Genomic DNA, 19,272 nt, shown 5'->3' with positions numbered 1-19,272 from the left:
GGCCCGGACGCGCACGGCTGTGCCGCGGGGCCATCTGGTTGGGCCGGAGTCTGCGGGCGCGGCCTGGACGCCGGATTGGCGGAATCGGCCGACTGGACGGCGCGTGAGGGGACCCGCGGGCGCGACGCGCACGGCTGTGGCTGCGGTCCGTCCGGTTGGGCCGGAGCACGCAGGCGCGGCCTGGACGCCGGTTTGGCGGAACCGTGGCTTGGGCGGCGCCTGATGGGACCCGCGGGTGCGGGCTGGACGCGCACGGCTGGCTTGCGGGCGCCGCCCGGCTGGGCGATGGCGGAATCCGCGAGCACGCCCGGACGCCGAAATGGCGAATCGACGGTCTGCGCGGCGCATGACGAGACCCGCGGGCGGCGGAAAGGCGAGCCTGCGGGCGCGCCCGGGCGGCGCACGGCTGGCCTGCGGGCGCCGCCCGTTGCCGAATGGTGGAGTCTGCGGGCGCGGCTTGGACGCCGGATTGGCGGAATCGGCCGCCTGGGCGGCGCCTCACGGAACCCGCGGGCGCGGGCTGGACGCGCACGGCTGGCCTGCGGGCGCCGCTCGTTGCCGAATGGCCGAATCCGCGGGCGCGGGCCTGGACGGCGCACGGCTGACCTGCGCGCGCTGTCCGGACGGGCGATGGGGGAGCGCGCGGGTACGCCCGGGCGGCGAAATGGCGGAAGACGCGAGCTGGCCGGTGTATGGCTGGCTGGGCCCGCGGGTACCCCCCCCGGGTGACGGAAGGCCGAGCCTGTGGGCGCGGCCCGGGCGGCGCACGGCTGGTCCGGGGGCGCGGCACGGGCGGCGCATGGCTGGGTCTGTCGGCGCCGCGCGGGCGGCGAAATGGCTGAACCCGTGGGCGTGGCATGCCGAACAGGGGCTCGGGTGACGGCCCGACGTTCGATGCTGCCCGGGTGTCGAACCCGCGTCCGGCGCTCGCCGGGTCCCTCCCCGTTCCGCTCGCCGCCCTGCTCTGCGCCGCCCTCATCGCGGCGCCCCCGGCTCGGGCCGCCGACGACGACGGCATCGAGACCGCCCGTACCTCCCGGCAGATCGCCCCCGGAGTCCGCCTGGAGTCCTACGACCGCCTCCAGGCCGACCGGTGGCTGCGGATCGACGAGCTCGTGGCCGACCTCGGCGGAGCCGACGGCGTACGGGCCGAGTACCTCGGCGGGCCCGCCCGGAACCCGGCGCGCCCCGAGACCCTCGCCGAGGCCGCCGCCCGGCATCCGGCCGGGCCCGGGCGGCGGATCGTCGGCGCCGTCAACGGCGACTTCTTCGACATCCGGGGCACCAGAGCCCCCCTCGGCCCCGGGCTGCGTTCCGGACGGCTGCTGCACTCCGCCTCGGCCGGCCCCGGCGGCGGTCTGGCCGTCGGCTTCGGCCCCGACGGCGGCGGCCGCCTCCTGCGCCTCGGCCTCGCCGGGACCGTCACCCTGCCGGGCGGCGCCGTCCGGGCCCTGGGCGCCTACAACGCCGCCCGCCCGGCCGCCGACGGCTTCACCCTCTACACCGAGGACTGGCCCGGCATCCGGATGCCCACCGCGGCGGGGCACGTCGTGGAACTCCGGGCCGGCCGGGTGACCGGCCCCGCCCGGCAGCCGACGGGGCGCCCCGCCCCCGGAACCACCCTGCTGTTCGCCGCCGGGCGCGCGGCGGCCGAACTCGCCGCCCTGCGCCCCGGCGACCCGGTGGCCGTGACGGCAACCCCGCTGCCCGCCTCCGGCGCCCCGGTCCCCGTGACGGCGATCGGCGGCCGCGAGCCGCTGGTCCTGGCCGGAACCCCGCAGGACCACGACGGCGAACCCAACAACACCGCCGCCCCGCGCACCGCGGCCGGCCTCTCGGCCGACGGCCGGCGACTGCGCCTGGTCACCGTCGACGGCCGCCAGCGCGACAGCGGCGGTCTCACCCTGACCGGGCTCGGCCGGATGATGCGCCGGCTCGGCGCCGCCGAGGCCCTCAACCTGGACGGCGGCGGCTCCTCGACCCTGCTCGCCGGACGGACCGGGGTCACCGCCCTGACCGTGGAGAACTCCCCCTCGGACGGTTCGCTCCGCCCGGTCCCCAACGGCCTCGTCCTCACCGCCCCGGCCGGCTCCGGCCGGCTGGCCGGATACCGCGTCGAGCCCGTGGCCGGGCCGGCCCGCGCCTTCCCCGGCCTGACCCGCACCCTGACCGCCACCGGCCACGACTCCGCCCTGGGCCCCGCCCCCGGCGCCCCGCACTGGTCCACCCGGGGCGGCGGGAGGACCGGCCCCGACGGGGTCTTCCACGCCCTGCGGCCCGGCCCCGCCACCGTCACGGCCCGCCGCGGCCCGGCCGCCGGCGCGCTGCGGCTGGAGGTCCTCGGCCCGCTGACCCGGATCCGGCCCACCTCCGACCGGATCGGCCTCGCCCGCCCCACCGAGCCCGCCTCGTTCGCGCTGACCGGCTACGACGCACAGGGCGCGGCCGCGCCGGTCGAACCCCGGGACGTGACGCTCCGGTTCGACCGCTCCCGCTGGAGCGTGACCGACGACGGCCGCGGCGCCTTCACCGTGGCCGCCCGGGTGCCGCACGCCACCGGACGGCTGGGCGTCACCGTCCGGGCCACCGGGGCCACCGCCGAACTCGCCCTCGGCGTGGGCCTGGACGAGCTGCCGCTCACCGCCCCCGGAGCCACCGCCCGCTGGACCGGCCCGGGCGCGGCCGCGGCCGCCGGGGCGGTGGCCCTCACCCCCGGCCGCACCGGGGCGTACGCCGTCCCGCCCGGCCCGGTCCCGGTGCCGGAGCCGGCCCGCTCGGTGTCCCTGTGGGTGACGGGGGACGGCTCCGGAGCCCGCCCCACCGTGCACCTCGCCGATGCCGACGGGGCCGCCGTCTCCCTGCGCGGGCCCGCCGTGACCTGGACCGGCCGGCGCCGGATCACCCTGGCGCTGCCCGGGGGAGCGCAGCGGCCGCTGACCGTGACCCGGCTTTCGGCGGCGCCCGGGACCAGGCCCGGCCGGCTGCTGCTGGACACGCCGACCGCCGCCACCCCGCCGACCGGTCCGGCTCCCGCCGTGCCCGCGGCCACCGATCCCGTGGTGGACACCGCCGCCGAAGCGGCGGCCCGGCCCTGGCGGTTCGCGGTGCTCCCGGCCGGGCGGACGCCCCCGCCGGGCGTCGACTTCGTGCTCGGCGGCGGGCGGGCCCGCCGCGCGTTCGTGCACCGCGGGCTACGGATCGTGCCGCTGGACAGTGGCCGCCGCACGCTGGACGGCGGCGCCGGGCTGGACCGGATGCGGACGGTGCGCGAGGCGCTGGCAGCTGCCGCCCGGGAGCCGGACACGGGCGCGGTGGCCGTCGTAGAACCTCATGCGCCCCACACCGTGGACAGCAAGGAGGCCGCCCTGCTGGAGCGTCTGCTCGCCGATTTCCGCCGCACCACCGGAAAGCGCGCGGTACTGCTGATCCTCGACGCGCCCCGGTTCGCGGCCGGCCGTTCCGAGGGCGTCCTGGCGGTTTCGGCGGCCCGCGCGGAGCGGACCCTGATCGGGGTCGACGCCTTCGCCGCCGGGGACTGGCTGTCCGTACGGCCCGGAGCCTGACGCCGGATCAGAGCCGGACGAGCGTCACCTCAGTGGCCTTGACGCTGGTCCACACCTCGGCGCCGTCGACCACACCGAGTTCGGCCGCCGCCTGCGGGGTGATTTCCGCGACGAGGTCCGGGGCCTCGGCGGAGCCGACCAGCACGCGCAGCCGGCTCCCCACCGCGGTGACCTCCCGTACGGTGCCGGGCCACACGTTGCGGGGGCTGCCGTCCGGCCGCGTCCGGTGTAGGGACACCGCCTCCGGGGCGATGATCGCCAGCGCCTCCGACCCCTCCGGCAGGGCCTCGGACACCACCAGCCGACCCCCTCCGGCGAGCTCCAGCCCCTCTGCGGTGGCGGTGCCCGGCCAGGCGTTGCGGCCCAGCATCCGGGCCACCCAGGGAGAGCGCGGATGCCGGGTGACCTCGGCCGGCGGGGCGTCCTGGAGGGTCTGCCCGTCGGCGAGCACGAGGACCCGGTCGGCCAGCGACACCGCCTCGACGGGGTCGTGCGTGACGATCAGACAGACCCCGCCGAAACCGGCCAGGTGGGTGCGCAGGGTGTGCCGGACCCGGGCCCGCGTCGTCTGGTCGAGGGCCGCGAGCGGCTCGTCGAGGAGCAGCAGCCGGGGCCGCGCGGCGAGCGCCCGGGCCAGCGCCACCCGCTGCGCCTGCCCGCCGGACAGCTGCGCGGGCTTGCGCCGGGCCAGGTGGCCGACGCCGAGCCGGTCCAGCCACGCCTGCGCCTCGGCGCGGGCCTGGGCGCGCGGCACCCGGCGGGCGCGCAGCCCGTACGCCGTGTTGGCGAGGGCGGTCAGGTGCGGGAACAGCGCGCCGTCCTGCGGGACCCAGGCCACCTGCCGCCGGTGCGGCGGCAGAGCGGTGACATCGGTGCCGCCGAGCCGCAGGTCGGCGTGGGCGCGCGGGGTCAGGCCGAGCAGGGCCCGCAGCAGGGTGGTCTTGCCGGCGCCGTTCTCGCCGACGACGGCGATCGTGGTGCCGGGCCCGGCGTCCAGGGTGACCCGGTTGAAGCCGGTGACCTCGGCGTGCAGCGGCCACCGGCCGCCGTCCCGGTGTGCGACGGCCGGCTGCGCCGGGGCGGGGGGCTCGGGGACCTCCCCGGCCCCGGGGACGGCCGCCGCTGCCGGGGTGCGGCCGACCGGGGTGCCGGTCCAGCGGCCGCGTAGGGCGATCAGCACCCCCATCGCGATCACGAGCAGCAGCAGGGACACCGAGGTGGCCGCCTCGGGGCTGTCCTGGAGCAGTAGGTACACCTGGAGCGGCAGCGTCTGGGTGGTGCCGGGGAGGTTCCCCGCGAAGGTGATGGTGGCCCCGAACTCGCCGAGGGCCCGGGCCCAGGTCAGCGCCGCGCCCGCGACCAGGCCGGGGGCCACCATGGGCAGGGTCACGGTGCAGAACACCCGCACCGGCGGGGCCCCGAGCGAGGCCGCGGTCTCCTCGTAACTCCGTTTCAGGCCGCCGAGCGCGCCCTCCAGGCTGATGACGAGGAACGGCATCGCGACGAAGGTGGCGGCGACGACGGCCCCCGAGGTGTGGAACGGCAGCGTGATGCCGAAGGTGTCCTCCAGCCACGGCCCGAGCAGCCCGCGCCGGCCGAAGCCCAGCAGCAGCGCCACACCGCCGACCGTGGGCGGCAGCACCATCGGGAGCAGCACGAGGGACCGTACGAACGCCTTCCCCTTGAAGTCGACGCGGGCCAGCAGCCAGGCGAGCGGGACGCCGAGGAGGAGCGAGAGCCCGAGGGCCCAGAAGGAGACCAGCAGCGACAGCCGCAGCGCCGTCTCCACGCCGGGGCTGCCCAGATGGGTACCGAGCTCGCCCCATTGGGTACGGGTCAGGATGCCGACGAGCGGCAGCAGCAGGAACGCCACGGCGAGGAGCGCGGGCAACGCCAGGGCCAGGGGCGGCCGGACGCGGGTACGGAGTCTGCTCATGGGGCGGTTCCTGGCTGGGGGTTCCGGCGGGGCCGGGTCACGGTGTCTGCCGGGGCGGCGGTCCGGAACGGGAAGGGTAGGGCCTGGACCGGCGCCCGCGCCCGGGCGGCGCGGCAACGGCGGGAGGGACTGCCCGTCCCCCCGGACCGGGCAGTCCCTCCCGCGCGTTCGGCCGGGCGCGGCGTTACGGCTTCTGGAAACCGGCGTCCTGGAGGATCTTCTGCGCCTCCGGCGTGCTCAGCCAGGCCACGAAGGCGGCCGCGGCCTCACCGTTCTTGGACTGCTTGAGCGTGGCGGCCGGGTAGGAGGCGACGGCGTTCTGGTCGTCCGGGATGTCCACGTTGACGACCTTGTCGCCCGACTTGGCGGAGTCCGTCTTGTAGACGAGGCCGGCGTCGGCCTCGCCGAGTTCGACCTTGCTCAGCACGGCGCGGACGTTGGGCTCCTGGGAGACCGGCTTGACCTCGATCTTCTGCGCGTCGAGGATCTGCTTGCTGTAGCGGCCGACCGGCACCTCGGGCGCGGCGAGCACGACCTTGATCTTGCTGTCCGCGAGGTCCTTGAGCTCGTCGATCTTGAACGGGTTGCCCTTGGCGGCGGCGATGACCAGACGGTTCTTCGCGATGACCGTCGCATCGCCGGTCTCGGCCTTCAGGCCGTCCATGGTCTTGGTGTCGGCCGTGACCAGCGCGTCGGCCGGGGCGCCCTGCTTGACCTGGGCGGCGAGCTCCTGCGAACCGGCGAAGGAGAAGGTGACCTTCGTACCCGGGTGCGCCTTCTCGTACGCGGCGCCCGCCGTCTTGAAGACGTCGGTGAGCGAGGAAGCGGCGAGGACGGTCAGGTTCGCCGCCTTGGTCCCGGTGGAGGCGGAGGAGGAGGCGCTCGGCGAGGCGGCGGCGTCGGTCTTCTTGTCGGCGCCACAGGCCGAAAGGGCCGGCACGAGGAGGGCGGCGGTCAGCGCGGCGGCGGCCGCGCGGCGGCGGGTCAGGGTCGGGGACATGAGCGGGTGCTCCTCGGTCGGGTCGGCGGCCGGCTCGGGTGCCGGGACCGCGCGGTGGTGACCCGCGCCGGGGACGGGCGGAGCGGGTGGGGACGTTCGGTGGTGCTGAGCGGGTTTGCCGGGACCGCGGTCAGGCGCGGTCGACGTGCACACTGGTGGACTTCACGCGGGCGGTCGCCTGCATTCCGACCTCCAGGCCGAGCTCCTCGACGGCCTCACGGGTGAGCAGCGACACCAGGCGGTGCGGACCGGCCTGGATCTCCACCTGGGCGGCCACGTCGCCGAGCGTGACGGCCGTGACGATGCCGGGGAAGGCGTTGCGCGCCGAGGTGTACGGCTCCTCCTCCTCGCTGTGGGCGCCTTGACCCACCTCGACGGAGAAGGCGGCCAGCGCGCGGCCGTCGATCAGCCGGCGCCCGCCCTCGTCGCGATGGGTCGCGACCCGGCCGGCGTCGGCCCAGCGGCGCGCCGTGTCCGGGCTGACGCCCAGCAGGCGCGCGGCCTGTCCGATGGTGTAGGACTGCATGTGCGACAAGGTAGGGGCACCTCTGGCGCATTTGCAATTCCATCAGCTAGTTGTACATGGCAGATGCCAGTGGTGTTGTGGTATTCGCCGAAAGTCGTTCGGTCCCCGGCCGCGCGTCTCGATAAAGTCGGGACATGGCTGAAGAGGTATCGGGAACGGTCCGGGTGGACGCGTGGATCTGGTCGGTGCGCCTGACCAAGACCCGCTCGACCGCGGCGACGGCCTGCCGTGCGGGTCACGTCAGGGTCAACGGCGAACGCGCCAAGCCGGCCCAGGCCGTGCGCGCGGGCGACGAGGTCCGGCTCTTCCACGCGGGCCGCGAACGGATCGTGGTGGTCAGCAGGCCGGTGGCCAAGCGGGTCGGCGCGCCGGTGGCCGCCGAGTGCTACATCGACAAGAGCCCGCCGCCGCCCACCCCGGTCGAGGCGGCCGTGGTCGGCATCCGCGACCGCGGCGCGGGCCGGCCGACGAAGCGCGAACGCCGCGAGATCGAAACCCTGCGCGGACGGTAGGCCCTGCGCCGGCCGGCCCGGCCGGTCAGCTCTTGCGGTACGTGTACGCCTCGCCGGCCGCGGCCAGCACCGCGTCCAGCGGGGCGCCGGCGGAGACGGCCACCACCGCCGCCACCGCCCCCTCCAGGAACGGCGCGTCGACCAGCCGGCTGCCGTCCGGCAGCTCCCCGTCCACCAGCAGCGACTTCACCGTGAGCACCGAACTGCCCAGGTCCGCCAGGATCGCGACCCCCGCGCCCTGGTCCACGGTCCGTGCGGCGGTCACGATCAGCTCCGCGCTGGTGCCGAGCCCGCCGTCCCCGGTACCGCCCGCCACGGCGATCTTGACGGCCGGCGCGCCCCCGGCCAGGCCCCGGGCGAGACCGGCCACCGACTGGGCGACCCCGGCGCTGTGCGAGACCAGCACGATGCCGACTCCGGCACGGGGCGCGCTCACGCCCCGTCCTCCGCGACCTCGGCCAGCGCGTTCAGCAGCAGGGCCGACGAGGTCGCGCCCGGGTCCTGGTGCCCGATGCTGCGCTCGCCCAGGTAACTGGCCCGGCCCTTGCGCGCCTGGAGCGGCACCGTCGCCAGCGCGCCCTCCTCCGCCGCGTCCGCGGCCGCCCGGTAGGAGGTGCCGAGCGCGGCCACCCCCGGCACCAGCGCGTCCAGCATCGTCTTGTCGCCCGGCGCGGCCCCGCCGAGCTGGGCCACCGCGCCCACCCCGGCGTACAGCGCCTCGCGCAGCGCGTCGTCGGAGACCTCGGGGGCGTCGCCGAGTTCCTTGCCCGCGCGGCGCAGCAACGTCCCGTACAGCGGTCCGGACGCCCCGCCCACCGTGGAGATCAGGGTCCGGCCGGCGAGCTGGAGCACCTGGCCCGGGGAGGCCACGGCCGGTTCGCCGGCGGCGAGGGCCGCCCGTACGGCCATGAAGCCGCGCAGCAGGTTGCTCCCGTGGTCGGCGTCCCCGATGGGGGAGTCGAGTTCGGTCAGCCGGTCCGCCTCGCGTTCCACCGCCGCCGTGGCGGTGTCCATCCAGCGCCGGAAGAAGTCTGTGTCACGCACCGGATCTCCTCGCCTCACGTCCGCCCGACCGGTCTCCCGCCGCCACCATACGGTCCACGGGCGCGCGGACGGGGCTTTGACGACGGCCCGGGACGGTCGGCTGACGGCCGCTCACCGGCCCCACCGCAGTGCGGCGGTCTGGACCGGGGCGTCCCACAGGCGCAGCAGTTCCTCGTCGGCCCGGCACAGGGACACCGAACAGCCCGCCATGTCCAGGGAGGTGACGTAGTTGCCGACGAGCGCCCGGGCGACCGGCACGCCTCGCTCGGCCAGCACCCGGGTCACCTCCGCGTGGAACCCGTACAGCTCCAGCAGCGGGGTCCCGCCCATCCCGTTGACCAGCGCGATCACCGGCCCGTCGGCGGGACCCACCTGCGCGAGGTCGTCGACCACCGCGCCCACCGCCACGTCCGCGATCTCCCGGGCGGCCATCATCGCGCGCCGCTCCCGGCCGGGCTCGCCGTGGATCCCGATACCCAGTTCGAGCTCGCCGACGGGCAGGTCGAAGGTGGGACTGCCCTTCGCCGGCGTGGTGACGGCGCTCAGGGCGACGCCGAAGCTGCGCGAGGACTCGTTGACCCGGCGGGCGAGCGCCGCGACCTGTTCCAGGGGCGCGCCCGCCTCGGCGGCCGCCCCGGCGATCTTCTCCACGAACAGCGTCGCGCCGGTCCCGCGCCGCCCGGCGGTGTAGAGGCTGTCGGTGACGGCCACGTCATCGTTGACCAGCACCTGTTCGACCCGTACGCCGTCCTCGCCCGCGAGGTCGGCCGCCATCTCGAAGTTCAGCACGTCGCCGGTGTAGTTCTTCACGACGAACAGCACGCCCTGCCCGGCGTCCACCGCGGCGGCCGCCCGCACCATCTGGTCGGGCACCGGGGAGGTGAACACCTCGCCGGGACACGCCGCCGACAGCATGCCTGGGCCGACGAACCCGGCGTGCAGCGGCTCGTGGCCGGAGCCGCCGCCGGACACCAGCCCGACCCGGCCGCCGGACTTCGCGTCGCGCCGTACGACGACCCTGCGCTCGACGTCGACGTCCAGGTCGGGATGCGCGGCGGCCAGCCCGCGCAGCGCGTCGGCGACGACGGTCTCGGCACTGTTGATCAGCATCTTCACGAGAATCTCCCGGTGCGGCTGGAGTGGTGCGCGTGTCTGCCCATGCTGACGGCAGGCGGCCGGTGACCCGGTGACGACACCCCACGGTGCGGGGCCGATCCGGCTTTCGGGCCGGGCCGTCGGGGGCTCGGGCAGCCACTTCCAGCGTCCCACCTCGGCGTGCCGGGCGCCCCGCGGACGTCCGGGTTGCCGGGCGCGGCCGCTCCGTGAAGAAGGAGCGGATCCGCTCCGTGGATCGGCTCCGTGGATCCGCTCCGTGAGAAAAAAGACGGGCCAATCCGGCTGCCGGGCGGCGCCGAAGACCCGCTGTGAGGATCATCCGAGCCACCGTCGCCCGCACCGCCCCCGCGGCGCTGAGCGGCTTGCTGTCCGGCTACGCCGCCCTGGCGTTCGCCGAACTGGTCTCCGCCGCGGTGCGGCCCGAGGCGGGACCGGTGACCGCGGTCGGCGGGGCGGCCATCGACCGTACGCCGCCCGCGCTGAAGGACTGGGCGGTCCGGCACTTCGGCACCGACGACAAGCTCGTCCTGCGGCTCGGCATCCTCGCCGTACTGGCGCTGGCGGGCGTCGCCCTCGGCCTCCTCGCCCTGCGCCACCGCCGCCGCGGCGCCGCCGGGGTCCTGCTGTTCGGTCTCGTCGGCGGGGCGGCCGCCGTCACCCGGCCCGACTCGACCGGCCCCGTCGACGCCCTGCCGTCGGTGCTGGGCGCCCTCGCCGGAGCCGCGCTGCTGTACGCGCTGTCCGGCCCGTCGTACGGCGGCCCGGGCGCGGCGGCGGACCACGGGCCGGACCGCCGGAGGTTCCTCCTGGCGGCCGGCGCTGCCGTCGCCGCCACGGCGGCCGGAGCCCTCGGCCGGCGGCTGAACTCCTCGCGGGCCCGGGACGCGGCCGCCTCCCGGGCCGCCGTACGGCTGCCCGCGCCGGCCTCGCCCGCCCCGGCCGTCCCCCGCGGCGCCGCCCTGCGCATCCCCGGCATCAGCCCGTTCACCACGCCCGCGGCGGACTTCTACCGCGTCGACACCGCCCTGGTGGTGCCCGCGGTCTCCGCCGACGACTGGCGACTGCGCGTCCACGGCAAGGGCGTCGCGCGCCCCCGCACGTACAGCTACGCCGACCTCCTCGGCCGCCCGCTCATCGAGCGCGACATCACCTTGACCTGCGTGTCCAACGAGGTCGGCGGCCCGTACACCGGAAACGCCCGCTGGCTCGGCGTACGCCTGGCCGACCTGCTGCGCGAGGCGGGCGTACGGCCGCCCTCGCAGGGCGGTCCGGCCGACCAGCTCGTGGCGCGCTCGGTGGACGGCATGACCCTGGGAACGCCGGTGGAAGCCGTCATGGACGGCCGGGACGCGATGCTCGCCGTCGGCATGAACGGCGAACCCCTGCCCTTCGCCCACGGGTTCCCGGTACGGATGCTCGTGCCGGGCCTGTACGGGTACGTCTCGGCCTGCAAGTGGATCGAGGACATCGAACTCACCACCTTCGCCGCCTACGACCCCTACTGGGTCCGGCGCCAATGGGCCCGCGAGGCGCCCGTCAAGACGCAGGCCCGCATCGACACCCCCAAGCCGTTCGCCCGCCCCGCACCCGGCGCCGTCATGGTCGCCGGAGTCGCCTGGGCGCAGCACCGGGGCATCGACCGGGTCGAGGTACGCGTCGACGACGGCCCGTGGGAGCCGGCCGACCTCGCCGCCGAGGACACCGCCGACACCTGGCGGCAGTGGTCCTACCGGTGGCAGGCCGCCACCGGCGGACACACCCTCACCGTCCGCGCCACCGACCGGTCCGGGACCACCCAGACCGAGGAACGCACCCCCACCATCCCCGACGGGGCGAGCGGCCGGCACTCGGTCGTCGTCAGCGTCGGCTGATCCCATCCCGCCCCTCAGCCATAACGTCACTACCAAGGAGAACCCTCATGAATAGTCTTCGTCTTCGTCTCCGTCGCACGGCCCTCGCCGTCGCCGCCGCGGCCGTGCTGCCCTTCGCCCTCGCCGCCTGTTCCTCCGACTCCGGCGGGGAAGCGGGCTACGGCAGCGCCGCCTCCGGGCCGGCCGATCCCGCCGCCGGCGCCGCCTCGCCCGCGATGGTGATGGACGCGCCGTTCGGACCGGCCTGTGCCGGGGTGCCCGCCCAGGGCGCGGGCAGTTTCGACGGGATGGCCAAGGACCCGGTGGCCACCGCCGCTTCGAACAACCCGGCGCTGTCCACGCTGGTCACCGCGGTCAAGAAGGCCGGCCTGGTGGACACGCTCAACAACGCGAAGGACATCACGGTGTTCGCGCCGACCAACGACGCTTTCGCCAAGATCCCGAAGGCCGACCTGGACAAGGTCCTCGCCGACAAGGCGACCCTGACGAAGATCCTCACCTACCACGTGGTCGGGCAGCAGCTGACGCCGCAGCAGCTGGAGTCCGGTTCCTTCGAAACCCTGGAGAAGGGCACGCTCACCACGGCCGGTTCCGGCCAGTCCTACAAGGTCAACGGCAGCGCCAACGTGGTGTGCGGCAACGTGACGACGGCCAACGCCAAGGTCTACATCGTCGACACCGTCCTGATGCCGAAGTAGCGGCGCGACGCGGGGAACAGGGCGCCGGCCGGCGGCGCCTCAGGCGCCCTGTTCCCGGAGCCGGCGGCCGACCTCACCCAGACCGGCCGCCAGCGCGTCCAGCTGTTCGGGGGTCAGCACGTCGACGAGGATCTCGCGCACGGTGGCCACGTGCCCCGGCGCCGCCTCCTCCAGCCGGGTGAGCCCGGCCTCGGTGAGGACGGCGAAGACGCCGCGCACGTCAGAGGGGCAGCTGCGGCGGCGCACCAGTCCCGCCTTCTCCATCTGGGTGATCTGGTAGGTCAGCCCGCTCTTGGAGTTGATCAGTCCGTTTGCCAGCTCGGTCATCCGCAGCTCGCGGTCCGGCGCGGCGGCGAGCCGGACGAGGATCTCGTACTGGGGGTGCGAGAGCCCGGAATCCTCCTTGAGCTGCTGGTCGAGGCGGCGGTTCACCAGCGCGGAGGCGGCGAGGAAGCCGTTCCAGGCGCGCATCTCGCGGTCGTCCAGCCATCTCGTCCCACCCATGACACCAGCTTACATGTGTTGTTCCAATTTGAATCAATGGCTTAGGGTCATGAACTGTCGGTTCGAATTTGAACAACCGGGCGAACCGCCGCCCGACCGGAAGGATCCCCCCCATGACCAGCGCCTCCGCCCCCGCGACGAAGGTCCCGGCCGCCGCACCGGCCGCCCCCGCCCCCACGCGCCGGACCGCCGGCCACGACACCGGTCTGCTGCTCCTGCGCCTCGTCCTCGGTCTCACCATGGCCGCGCACGGCACCCAGAAACTGTTCGGCTGGTTCGACGGCGGCGGCATCAGCGGCACCGGGCGCTTCTTCACCGCGAGCGGCTACCCGGCCGGTGACGTCATGGCCGCCCTCGCCGGCCTCACCGAGACCCTCGGCGGTCTCGGCCTCGCCGCCGGACTGCTCACCCCGCTCGCCGGCGCCGCCGTCGTCGGCACCATGATCAACGCGATCGCCGTGCACGGCGCCGGATCGTTCTTCGCCCCGAAGGGCATCGAGTTCGAACTGCTCCTGACCGCCGGCGCCGCGGCCCTCGCCCTCACCGGCCCCGGCCGGTACGCCGCCGACCGGCTGCTGCCCGTCCCGGCGGTGCGCACGCCCCGCCCGGCCCACGGCGCGCTCGCCGTCGCCCTCGGCGTGGCCGCCGGGGCCGTCCTGCTCCTCGTACGGAACTGACGACCCGCCACGCGCCCTGCCCCCGGACGAACCGAGCGGAACCCGGACCTGATTGGCCCCGGGCGTTCGGGGGAAGATCGCACAAATGACACAACCCATCGAAGACTACGCACTCATCGGCGACCTGATGACCAGCGCACTGGTCGGCCGAGACGGGTCCATCGACTGGCTGTGCCTGCCCCGCTTCGACTCGGCCGCCTGCTTCGCCTCCCTGCTGGGCGACCAGGAGAACGGTCACTGGCGCATCGCCCCGGCGGCCGCCGCCGACGGCGAAGGGTGCACGCGCCGCGCCTACGTCGACGACTCGCTCATCCTGGAGACGGTCTGGGAAACCGAGGACGGCACCGTCAAGGTCACCGACTTCATGCCGCAGCGCGACGTCATGCCCGACGTCATGCGGATCGTCGAAGGAGTGACCGGCGAGGTCACCGTACGCAGCACCCTGCGCCTGCGGTTCGACTACGGCAGCATCGTGCCCTGGGTCCGGCGGCGCGACGGCGACCGCGTCGCCATCGCCGGACCCGACTCCGCGTGGTTCCGCAGCGAGCCGCCCGTCCGCACCTGGGGCGAGGACAACAGCACCCGCTCCGAGTTCACCGTCGCCGCCGGCGAGCAGGTCGCCTTCGTCCTGACCTGGCACCCCTCGCACCAGCCGCGGCCCGAGCCCCTCGACCCGTACGAGGCGCTCGAACAGAGCCTCGCCGACTGGCGTGACTGGGCGGCCAAATGCGCCTACGTGGGCCCCTACCGGGAGGCCGTCGTGCGCTCCCTGATCACCCTCAAGGCCCTGACCTACGCCCCGACCGGGGGCATCGTCGCGGCCGCCACGACCTCCCTCCCCGAGGAGCTCGGGGGCGTGCGCAACTGGGACTACCGCTACTGCTGGCTCCGCGACGCCACCCTCACCCTGGGCTCCCTGCTCGCCACCGGCTACCACGACGAGGCCCGCGACTGGCGGGGCTGGCTGCTGCGCGCGGTGGCCGGAGACCCCGCCGACCTGCAGATCATGTACGGGATCGCGGGCGAACGCAGGATCCCGGAGACCGACCTGCCATGGCTGCGCGGCTACGCCGACTCGGCCCCGGTACGCATCGGCAACGCGGCCGTGGACCAGCTCCAGCTGGACGTGTACGGCGAAGTAATGGACGCCCTCTACCTGGCGCGGGCCAGCGGGCTCCCCACCGAACGGCACGCCTGGAAGATCCAGCTCGCGCTCCTCGACTTCCTGGAGCGCAACTGGCGGCGGCCCGACGAAGGGCTCTGGGAGGTCCGCGGCCCGCGCCGCCACTTCACCCACTCCAAGGTGATGGCCTGGGTCGCCGCGGACCGCGCCGTCAGGACCCTGGAGCACGACCCCTCGATGCCGGGCGACGTGGAGCGCTGGCGGGCCATAAGGGACGAGGTCCACGCCGACGTCTGCGCGAACGGCTACGACCCCGAGCGCAACACCTTCACCCAGTACTACGGCTCGCGCGAGCTGGACGCGGCGACCCTGCTCATCCCCAGGGTGGGCTTCCTGCCCCCCGACGACCCGCGCGTCATCGGCACCGTCGACGCGGTGCGCGAGGAACTCGGCGCCAGCGGCTTCGTCCGCCGCTACAGCACCGAAGGGCCCTCCGTCGACGGACTGCCCGGCGACGAAGGGGTCTTCCTGGCCTGCTCGTTCTGGCTGGCCGACGCCCTGCACCTGACGGACCGCAGCAAGGAGGCGCGCGAGCTGTTCGAACGGCTGCTGGGCGTCTGCAACGACGTCGGCCTGCTCGCCGAGGAGTACGACCCCATCGCCGGACGCCAGCTCGGCAACTTCCCCCAGGCGTTCAGCCACATCGGCCTGGTCAGCACCGCGCTGCTGCTCGGCTGGGGCCCGCCGCGCGACTGACCCGACGGGGAACCGGGCGCGGGGCCGACGGGATGCGAACCCGTCGGCCCCGCGCGGTCCCACGGTGCGCGGCCCCTACGCGGTGGCGTCCTCCTCGGCATCCTGCGGAATGCTGACCAGCCAGCGGCTGTCCCGGCGCGGGCGCAGGTACAGGGCCCAGTACAGGGTGGCCACGGCGGTGATCCCGCCCGTCCACAGCAGGTACTGCGTCTCCTGCTGGGTCAGGATGTACGCGAACACCGCGATCAGCAGCACCGGCACGGCGGGCCACAGCGGCATCCGCCAGGCGGCCTTCTCGCGGTGCGCCCCCCGGCGGCAGAACAGCGCGGCCACCGCGACCAGCAGGTACATGCCGGTCACCGAGACGCCGGTGACCCCGTACAGCGTGTCCAGCTTGACGAAGCACATCGCCGCGCCCGGGATGCCGACCAGCAGGGTCGCCACCCACGGCGAGCCGAACCGGCCCAGCTTCGCCAGGGCGTTGTTGACCGGCTCCGGCCAGGCCTTGTCACGGGCGGAGGCGAACAGCACGCGGGAGTTCTGGATGACCATGACGATGCCCGCGTTGATGATCGCGAGCGCGACGCACAGGCTGACGAAGGTGCCGACGGCCGAGTTCGACCAGGCGGTGACCATCCCGCCGAGGTCCCCGGCGCTCAGCGCGTCGAGGTCCGGGGCGCCCATGGTGATGGCGATGACCGGCACCAGGATCACGGCGGTGGAGATGGCGAGAGTGGCGAGCACGGTCCGCGGGACGTTGCGCCGCGGCTTCTCCAGCTCCTCCGACAGATAGACGGCCGTCGAGAACCCCTGGGTGACGAACAGGGCGATCGCCAGTCCGGAGACCACCATCATCGCCGTCACCGTCGACGTGCCGCCGCCCTCGGCGGCCACCGAGCCGTGCACCAGCGCGCCGGCGCCCCGCTCGCTGTGGGCGAAGCCGAGTACGGCGACCACCGCGGCCGCCACGACCTCCAGGACCAGGAAGATGCCGGTGATCCAGGCGTTGGCCCGCAGGTCGAGGAGCCCGGCCAGGGTGGCGAGCAGCATCACGGCCCCGCCGGCGACCGGGGCGGGGACGTGCACGACCGGAGCCAGGTAGTCGGCCGTGCCCATGGCGATCACGGGCGGCACGATCATCACGACCAGCAGGGAGAGCACGAAGACCAGCCAGCCGGCGAGCCGGCCCGCCATGGTCGACACCATCGCGTACTCGCCCCCGGCGCTGGGGATGAGCGTTCCCAGCTCCGAGTAGCAGAACGCCACGCCGATGCAGAGCAGCGAGCCGATGGCGATGGTGAGCGCGGTCCAGGTACCGAGACCGGCGAACAGGTCGGGAACGACCACGAAGAGCGTCGAGGCGGGCGTCACGCACGAGAGCGTGAGCAGCGTGCCGCCGACCACGCCGATGGAGCGCTTGAGCTGTTGGGGGACGGGCGCGGTCGCTGGAGCGAGGGCCTGCGGGGCGCTGATCGTGTCAGTCATCGGTGCGGTGTTCCGATCGGCAGATGCGGGGGAATGAGGCGGGAGCGGTATCGCCTCCGGGGCGGTGGTCGGCAAGGTGTTTCGGTGGCTCCCGGGCCGTCATGCAATCTGCGCGAGATCCGCAGGTCAAGAGCTGTTCATGTGCGGATTCCCTTGTCCGCGGACCGCCGGTAACCCAATTCCGGCGTCAAGGTGGCGTAAACACTGCCCCCGCGGGGGTACGCAAACCGCACGTAGATCAGCGCGAATTTTCCTCCGCTTTGCCGAGCGGGCCCCCTACTGTGACCACCGGGGGCCGGCTCAGCCGCCCGCTTCGGTGCGCCACGCCAGCAGCAGGGCGATGTCGTCCGGCCGGTCGCCCGTCGTACCGGCCCCGCCCGCCAGCCGGTCCGCCGTCTCGGTCAGTGGGACGGGTCGGGCGGCGGCCAGCGCCGCCCGCAGCCGCTCCACCCCGGTGTCGATGTCGGCGCCCGGCTGCTCCACCAGCCCGTCCGTGTACAGGGCGAGCAGCGCGCCCGGCTCCAGCAGGAACTCCGTCACCGGGTACGAGGCGGCCGGGTCCACGCCGAGCACCACGCCGCCCCGCAGGTTGAGCACCTCGGTCCGGCCGTCGGGATGGCGCAGCAGCGGCTGCGGGTGTCCGGCGCGGACGGCCCGGGCCCGGCCGGTCATCCGGTCGAGCTCGACGTAACAGCAGCTGGCGAACTGGCCCGGGTCCAGGTCGATCAGCAGCCCGTTGGTGCCGCGCATCACCTGCTCCGGGTCGTTGCCGCCCAGGGCGAAGGCCCGCACGGCGCTGCGCAGCTGGCCCATCGTCGCCGCGGCCGCCACCCCGTGGCCCTGGACGTCGCCGATGACCAGGGCGATGGTGTCCGGGCCGGTCTCCGTGACGTCGTACCAGTCGCCGCCGACGTCCATGCCGACCGTCCCGGGCAGGTACCGGCCCACGGTGACGACCCGCTCGCGCACCGGCAGCCGGTGCGGCAGCAGCGCCGACTGGAGCCCGCGGGCCAGGGCCGCCTCGGTGTCGTAGCGCCGGGCCCGCTCCAGGGCCTGCGCGATCAGGCCGGCGAGCGCGGTGAGGACCGTACGCTCCTCCGCGCCGAAGCCGCGTGGGGTGTCGAAGCCGAGGATGCAGGAGCCCACCGGGCGGCCCGAGGCGATCAGCGGCAGGAACGCCCGGGCCCCGACATTGGTGTCCAGCGGAATCCCCGGGTAGGCCGCGGCCAGGTGCTCCATCGACTCGAAGAACAGCGGGCGGCCCGAGGTCAGGGTCTCCACACCGGGCAGCCGCACGTCCAGGCCCACGCCGTCGAAGCGGTCCAGGAAGCCCCGGGGGAACCCGGTCTCCCACGCCAGGTGCAGATGGCGTTCGTCGAGGAGGTAGATCGCCAGCTGGCGGCCGCCGAAGGCCGGCAGCAGCTCCTCGGTGACCACTGCCGAGACCTGGCGGGCGGTCACCGCCTCGGTCAGCGCGATCGCCAGGGCCACGGGCCGGTACAGGGCGGAGGACCGGTCCGCCGGAGAGCCGGGTCCCTCCCGCGCCGGCGGGTACCGGCCCGACCCGGCGTCGCCCACCGTCACGGTCACCCCGTCCAGCCCCGGGAACAGGCCGACCGACAACCACGCCCCGGACGGCGGGCGGCCCTGGCGGGCCATGAAGTACACCGGATCGGGAGCCATGAACACCGCCCGGAAGTGGTCCTCGTACGCCGGATGGGCCAGCCAGGGCAGCGCCTCCCACAGCACCTCCCCGAGCAGCGGTCCCTCGGCGCCGAGCACGGCCGGCGCCGTGGCGTTGGCGAACCGGATCCTCCCCTGCCGGTCCATCGACAGCACCGCCTGCGCGAGGCGGTCCACGGCCGTCTCCGCGCCGACCCGCGGGACCGTCGGCGGCGGGCAGAAGGGGTCGCCCTCCCACACCGCCGGCTCGCCGCCCGCGGTGAGCGCCGCCAGCTCGGCCGACAGCCGCGCCGCGATGTTGCGCATCCGCTCCCGGTCCGCGGGGCCGACCTGCGCGCCGGGAGTCGCCGGGCGCAGCACCATCAGCACCCCGAACCGTTCGTCCCCGGCGGTGACGGGCTCGTACAGCGACCCGAACGTGAAGGGCAGCCCCGCCGTGAGCTGGGGGAAGCGCCGCATCGCCGACTCGGCGTCGGGCAGGTGCACCGCCTGCCCCGAGCGGTACGCCTCCGCGACGGGATAGGGCCGGTTCACGTGCATCCGCCACCAGGGCCGGAACAGCCGGCCCGGGAGCCCGTCCAGCGCCGCCAGCCGCAGCAGCCCGTCCGTGCGCGAGCGCAGGTACACCCCGCCCGCGTAGCCGCCGACGGCCTCCACGGCGGCCATGGCGGCCCGTGCGAGCACCCGGGCCAAGGCATCGGTGGCCGGGCTGCCGCTGTCGGGTCTCGCCGTCACACAGCCAGGATGCGCCCGGTGGGACGGGCCCGCACCGCCGCGC

General features: G+C 75.0%; 15 protein-coding genes. 6 read left to right on the top strand and 9 right to left on the bottom strand.

The window, feature by feature from the left end:
• Positions 1-905: 905 nt before the first annotated feature.
• Complete coding sequence (locus ACZ4M3_RS19875) at positions 906-3,563, top strand: phosphodiester glycosidase family protein (protein WP_467734336.1); 2,658 nt, start codon at positions 906-908, stop codon at positions 3,561-3,563.
• 7 nt (positions 3,564-3,570) lie between these two features.
• Here the strand turns inward: ACZ4M3_RS19875 and ACZ4M3_RS19870 are convergent, their stop codons facing one another.
• The 3 genes from ACZ4M3_RS19870 to ACZ4M3_RS19860 all read right to left on the bottom strand — a co-directional run bounded on the left by ACZ4M3_RS19870 (position 3,571) and on the right by ACZ4M3_RS19860 (position 7,025).
• Positions 3,571-5,499, bottom strand: a complete 1,929-nt coding sequence (locus ACZ4M3_RS19870; protein WP_467734334.1) for an ABC transporter permease — start codon at positions 5,497-5,499, stop codon at positions 3,571-3,573.
• Between the two features lie 184 nt (positions 5,500-5,683).
• Complete coding sequence (modA, locus tag ACZ4M3_RS19865; protein ID WP_467734332.1) at positions 5,684-6,499, bottom strand: molybdate ABC transporter substrate-binding protein; 816 nt, start codon at positions 6,497-6,499, stop codon at positions 5,684-5,686.
• Positions 6,500-6,629: 130 nt separating this feature from the next.
• A complete protein-coding gene (locus ACZ4M3_RS19860; protein WP_467734330.1) occupies positions 6,630-7,025 on the bottom strand; it encodes a TOBE domain-containing protein in 396 nt (131 codons plus the stop codon).
• A gap of 134 nt (positions 7,026-7,159) precedes the next feature.
• Between ACZ4M3_RS19860 and ACZ4M3_RS19855 the strand changes: the two genes are divergently transcribed.
• Positions 7,160-7,537, top strand: a complete 378-nt coding sequence (locus ACZ4M3_RS19855) for an RNA-binding S4 domain-containing protein (protein WP_467734328.1) — start codon at positions 7,160-7,162, stop codon at positions 7,535-7,537.
• A 25-nt stretch (positions 7,538-7,562) separates the two neighbouring features.
• Here ACZ4M3_RS19855 and ACZ4M3_RS19850 read toward each other — a convergent pair whose 3' ends face one another.
• The 3 genes from ACZ4M3_RS19850 to dhaK all read right to left on the bottom strand — a co-directional run bounded on the left by ACZ4M3_RS19850 (position 7,563) and on the right by dhaK (position 9,697).
• The gene (locus ACZ4M3_RS19850) at positions 7,563-7,973 is read right to left on the bottom strand and encodes a PTS-dependent dihydroxyacetone kinase phosphotransferase subunit DhaM (RefSeq protein WP_467734326.1); all 411 of its coding nucleotides are present in this window, start codon (positions 7,971-7,973) and stop codon (positions 7,563-7,565) included.
• Positions 7,970-8,581, bottom strand: a complete 612-nt coding sequence (gene dhaL, locus ACZ4M3_RS19845; RefSeq protein WP_467734324.1) for a dihydroxyacetone kinase subunit DhaL — start codon at positions 8,579-8,581, stop codon at positions 7,970-7,972. The genes ACZ4M3_RS19850 and dhaL overlap by 4 nt, the downstream gene beginning before the upstream one ends.
• 111 nt (positions 8,582-8,692) lie before the next feature.
• Positions 8,693-9,697: a dihydroxyacetone kinase subunit DhaK gene (gene dhaK / locus ACZ4M3_RS19840; RefSeq protein WP_467734322.1), complete on the bottom strand. Its 1,005-nt coding sequence runs from the start codon at positions 9,695-9,697 to the stop codon at positions 8,693-8,695.
• Positions 9,698-10,005: 308 nt separating this feature from the next.
• Here dhaK and ACZ4M3_RS19835 point away from each other — a divergent pair, with 308 nt between their 5' ends.
• Positions 10,006-11,568, top strand: coding sequence for a molybdopterin-dependent oxidoreductase (locus ACZ4M3_RS19835; RefSeq protein WP_467734320.1), 1,563 nt, complete (start codon positions 10,006-10,008; stop codon positions 11,566-11,568).
• Between the two features lie 47 nt (positions 11,569-11,615).
• A complete protein-coding gene (locus ACZ4M3_RS19830; RefSeq protein WP_467734318.1) occupies positions 11,616-12,266 on the top strand; it encodes a fasciclin domain-containing protein in 651 nt (216 codons plus the stop codon).
• Positions 12,267-12,305: 39 nt separating this feature from the next.
• On the opposite strand, the gene ACZ4M3_RS19825 is transcribed toward ACZ4M3_RS19830, so the two are convergent.
• On the bottom strand, positions 12,306-12,770 hold the full coding sequence (locus ACZ4M3_RS19825; protein ID WP_467734316.1) for a MarR family winged helix-turn-helix transcriptional regulator: 465 nt from the start codon (positions 12,768-12,770) through the stop codon (positions 12,306-12,308).
• Positions 12,771-12,883: 113 nt separating this feature from the next.
• Here ACZ4M3_RS19825 and ACZ4M3_RS19820 point away from each other — a divergent pair, with 113 nt between their 5' ends.
• A complete protein-coding gene (locus ACZ4M3_RS19820) occupies positions 12,884-13,447 on the top strand; it encodes a DoxX family protein (protein WP_467734314.1) in 564 nt (187 codons plus the stop codon).
• A gap of 85 nt (positions 13,448-13,532) precedes the next feature.
• Positions 13,533-15,326 (top strand): glycoside hydrolase family 15 protein, encoded by a 1,794-nt coding sequence (locus ACZ4M3_RS19815; protein WP_467734312.1) that lies wholly within the window; start codon positions 13,533-13,535, stop codon positions 15,324-15,326.
• Between the two features lie 75 nt (positions 15,327-15,401).
• On the opposite strand, the gene ACZ4M3_RS19810 is transcribed toward ACZ4M3_RS19815, so the two are convergent.
• Complete coding sequence (locus tag ACZ4M3_RS19810; RefSeq protein WP_467734310.1) at positions 15,402-16,811, bottom strand: APC family permease; 1,410 nt, start codon at positions 16,809-16,811, stop codon at positions 15,402-15,404.
• A 300-nt stretch (positions 16,812-17,111) separates the two neighbouring features.
• Complete coding sequence (locus ACZ4M3_RS19805) at positions 17,112-19,160, bottom strand: SpoIIE family protein phosphatase (RefSeq protein ID WP_467734752.1); 2,049 nt, start codon at positions 19,158-19,160, stop codon at positions 17,112-17,114.
• Positions 19,161-19,272 lie beyond the last annotated feature (112 nt).

The sequence above is a fragment of the Streptomyces sp. NPDC026522 genome, assembly GCF_055567555.1.
The sequence above is the reverse complement of the archived record's forward strand: the minus strand, read 5'-3'. Positions and strand labels throughout refer to the sequence as shown.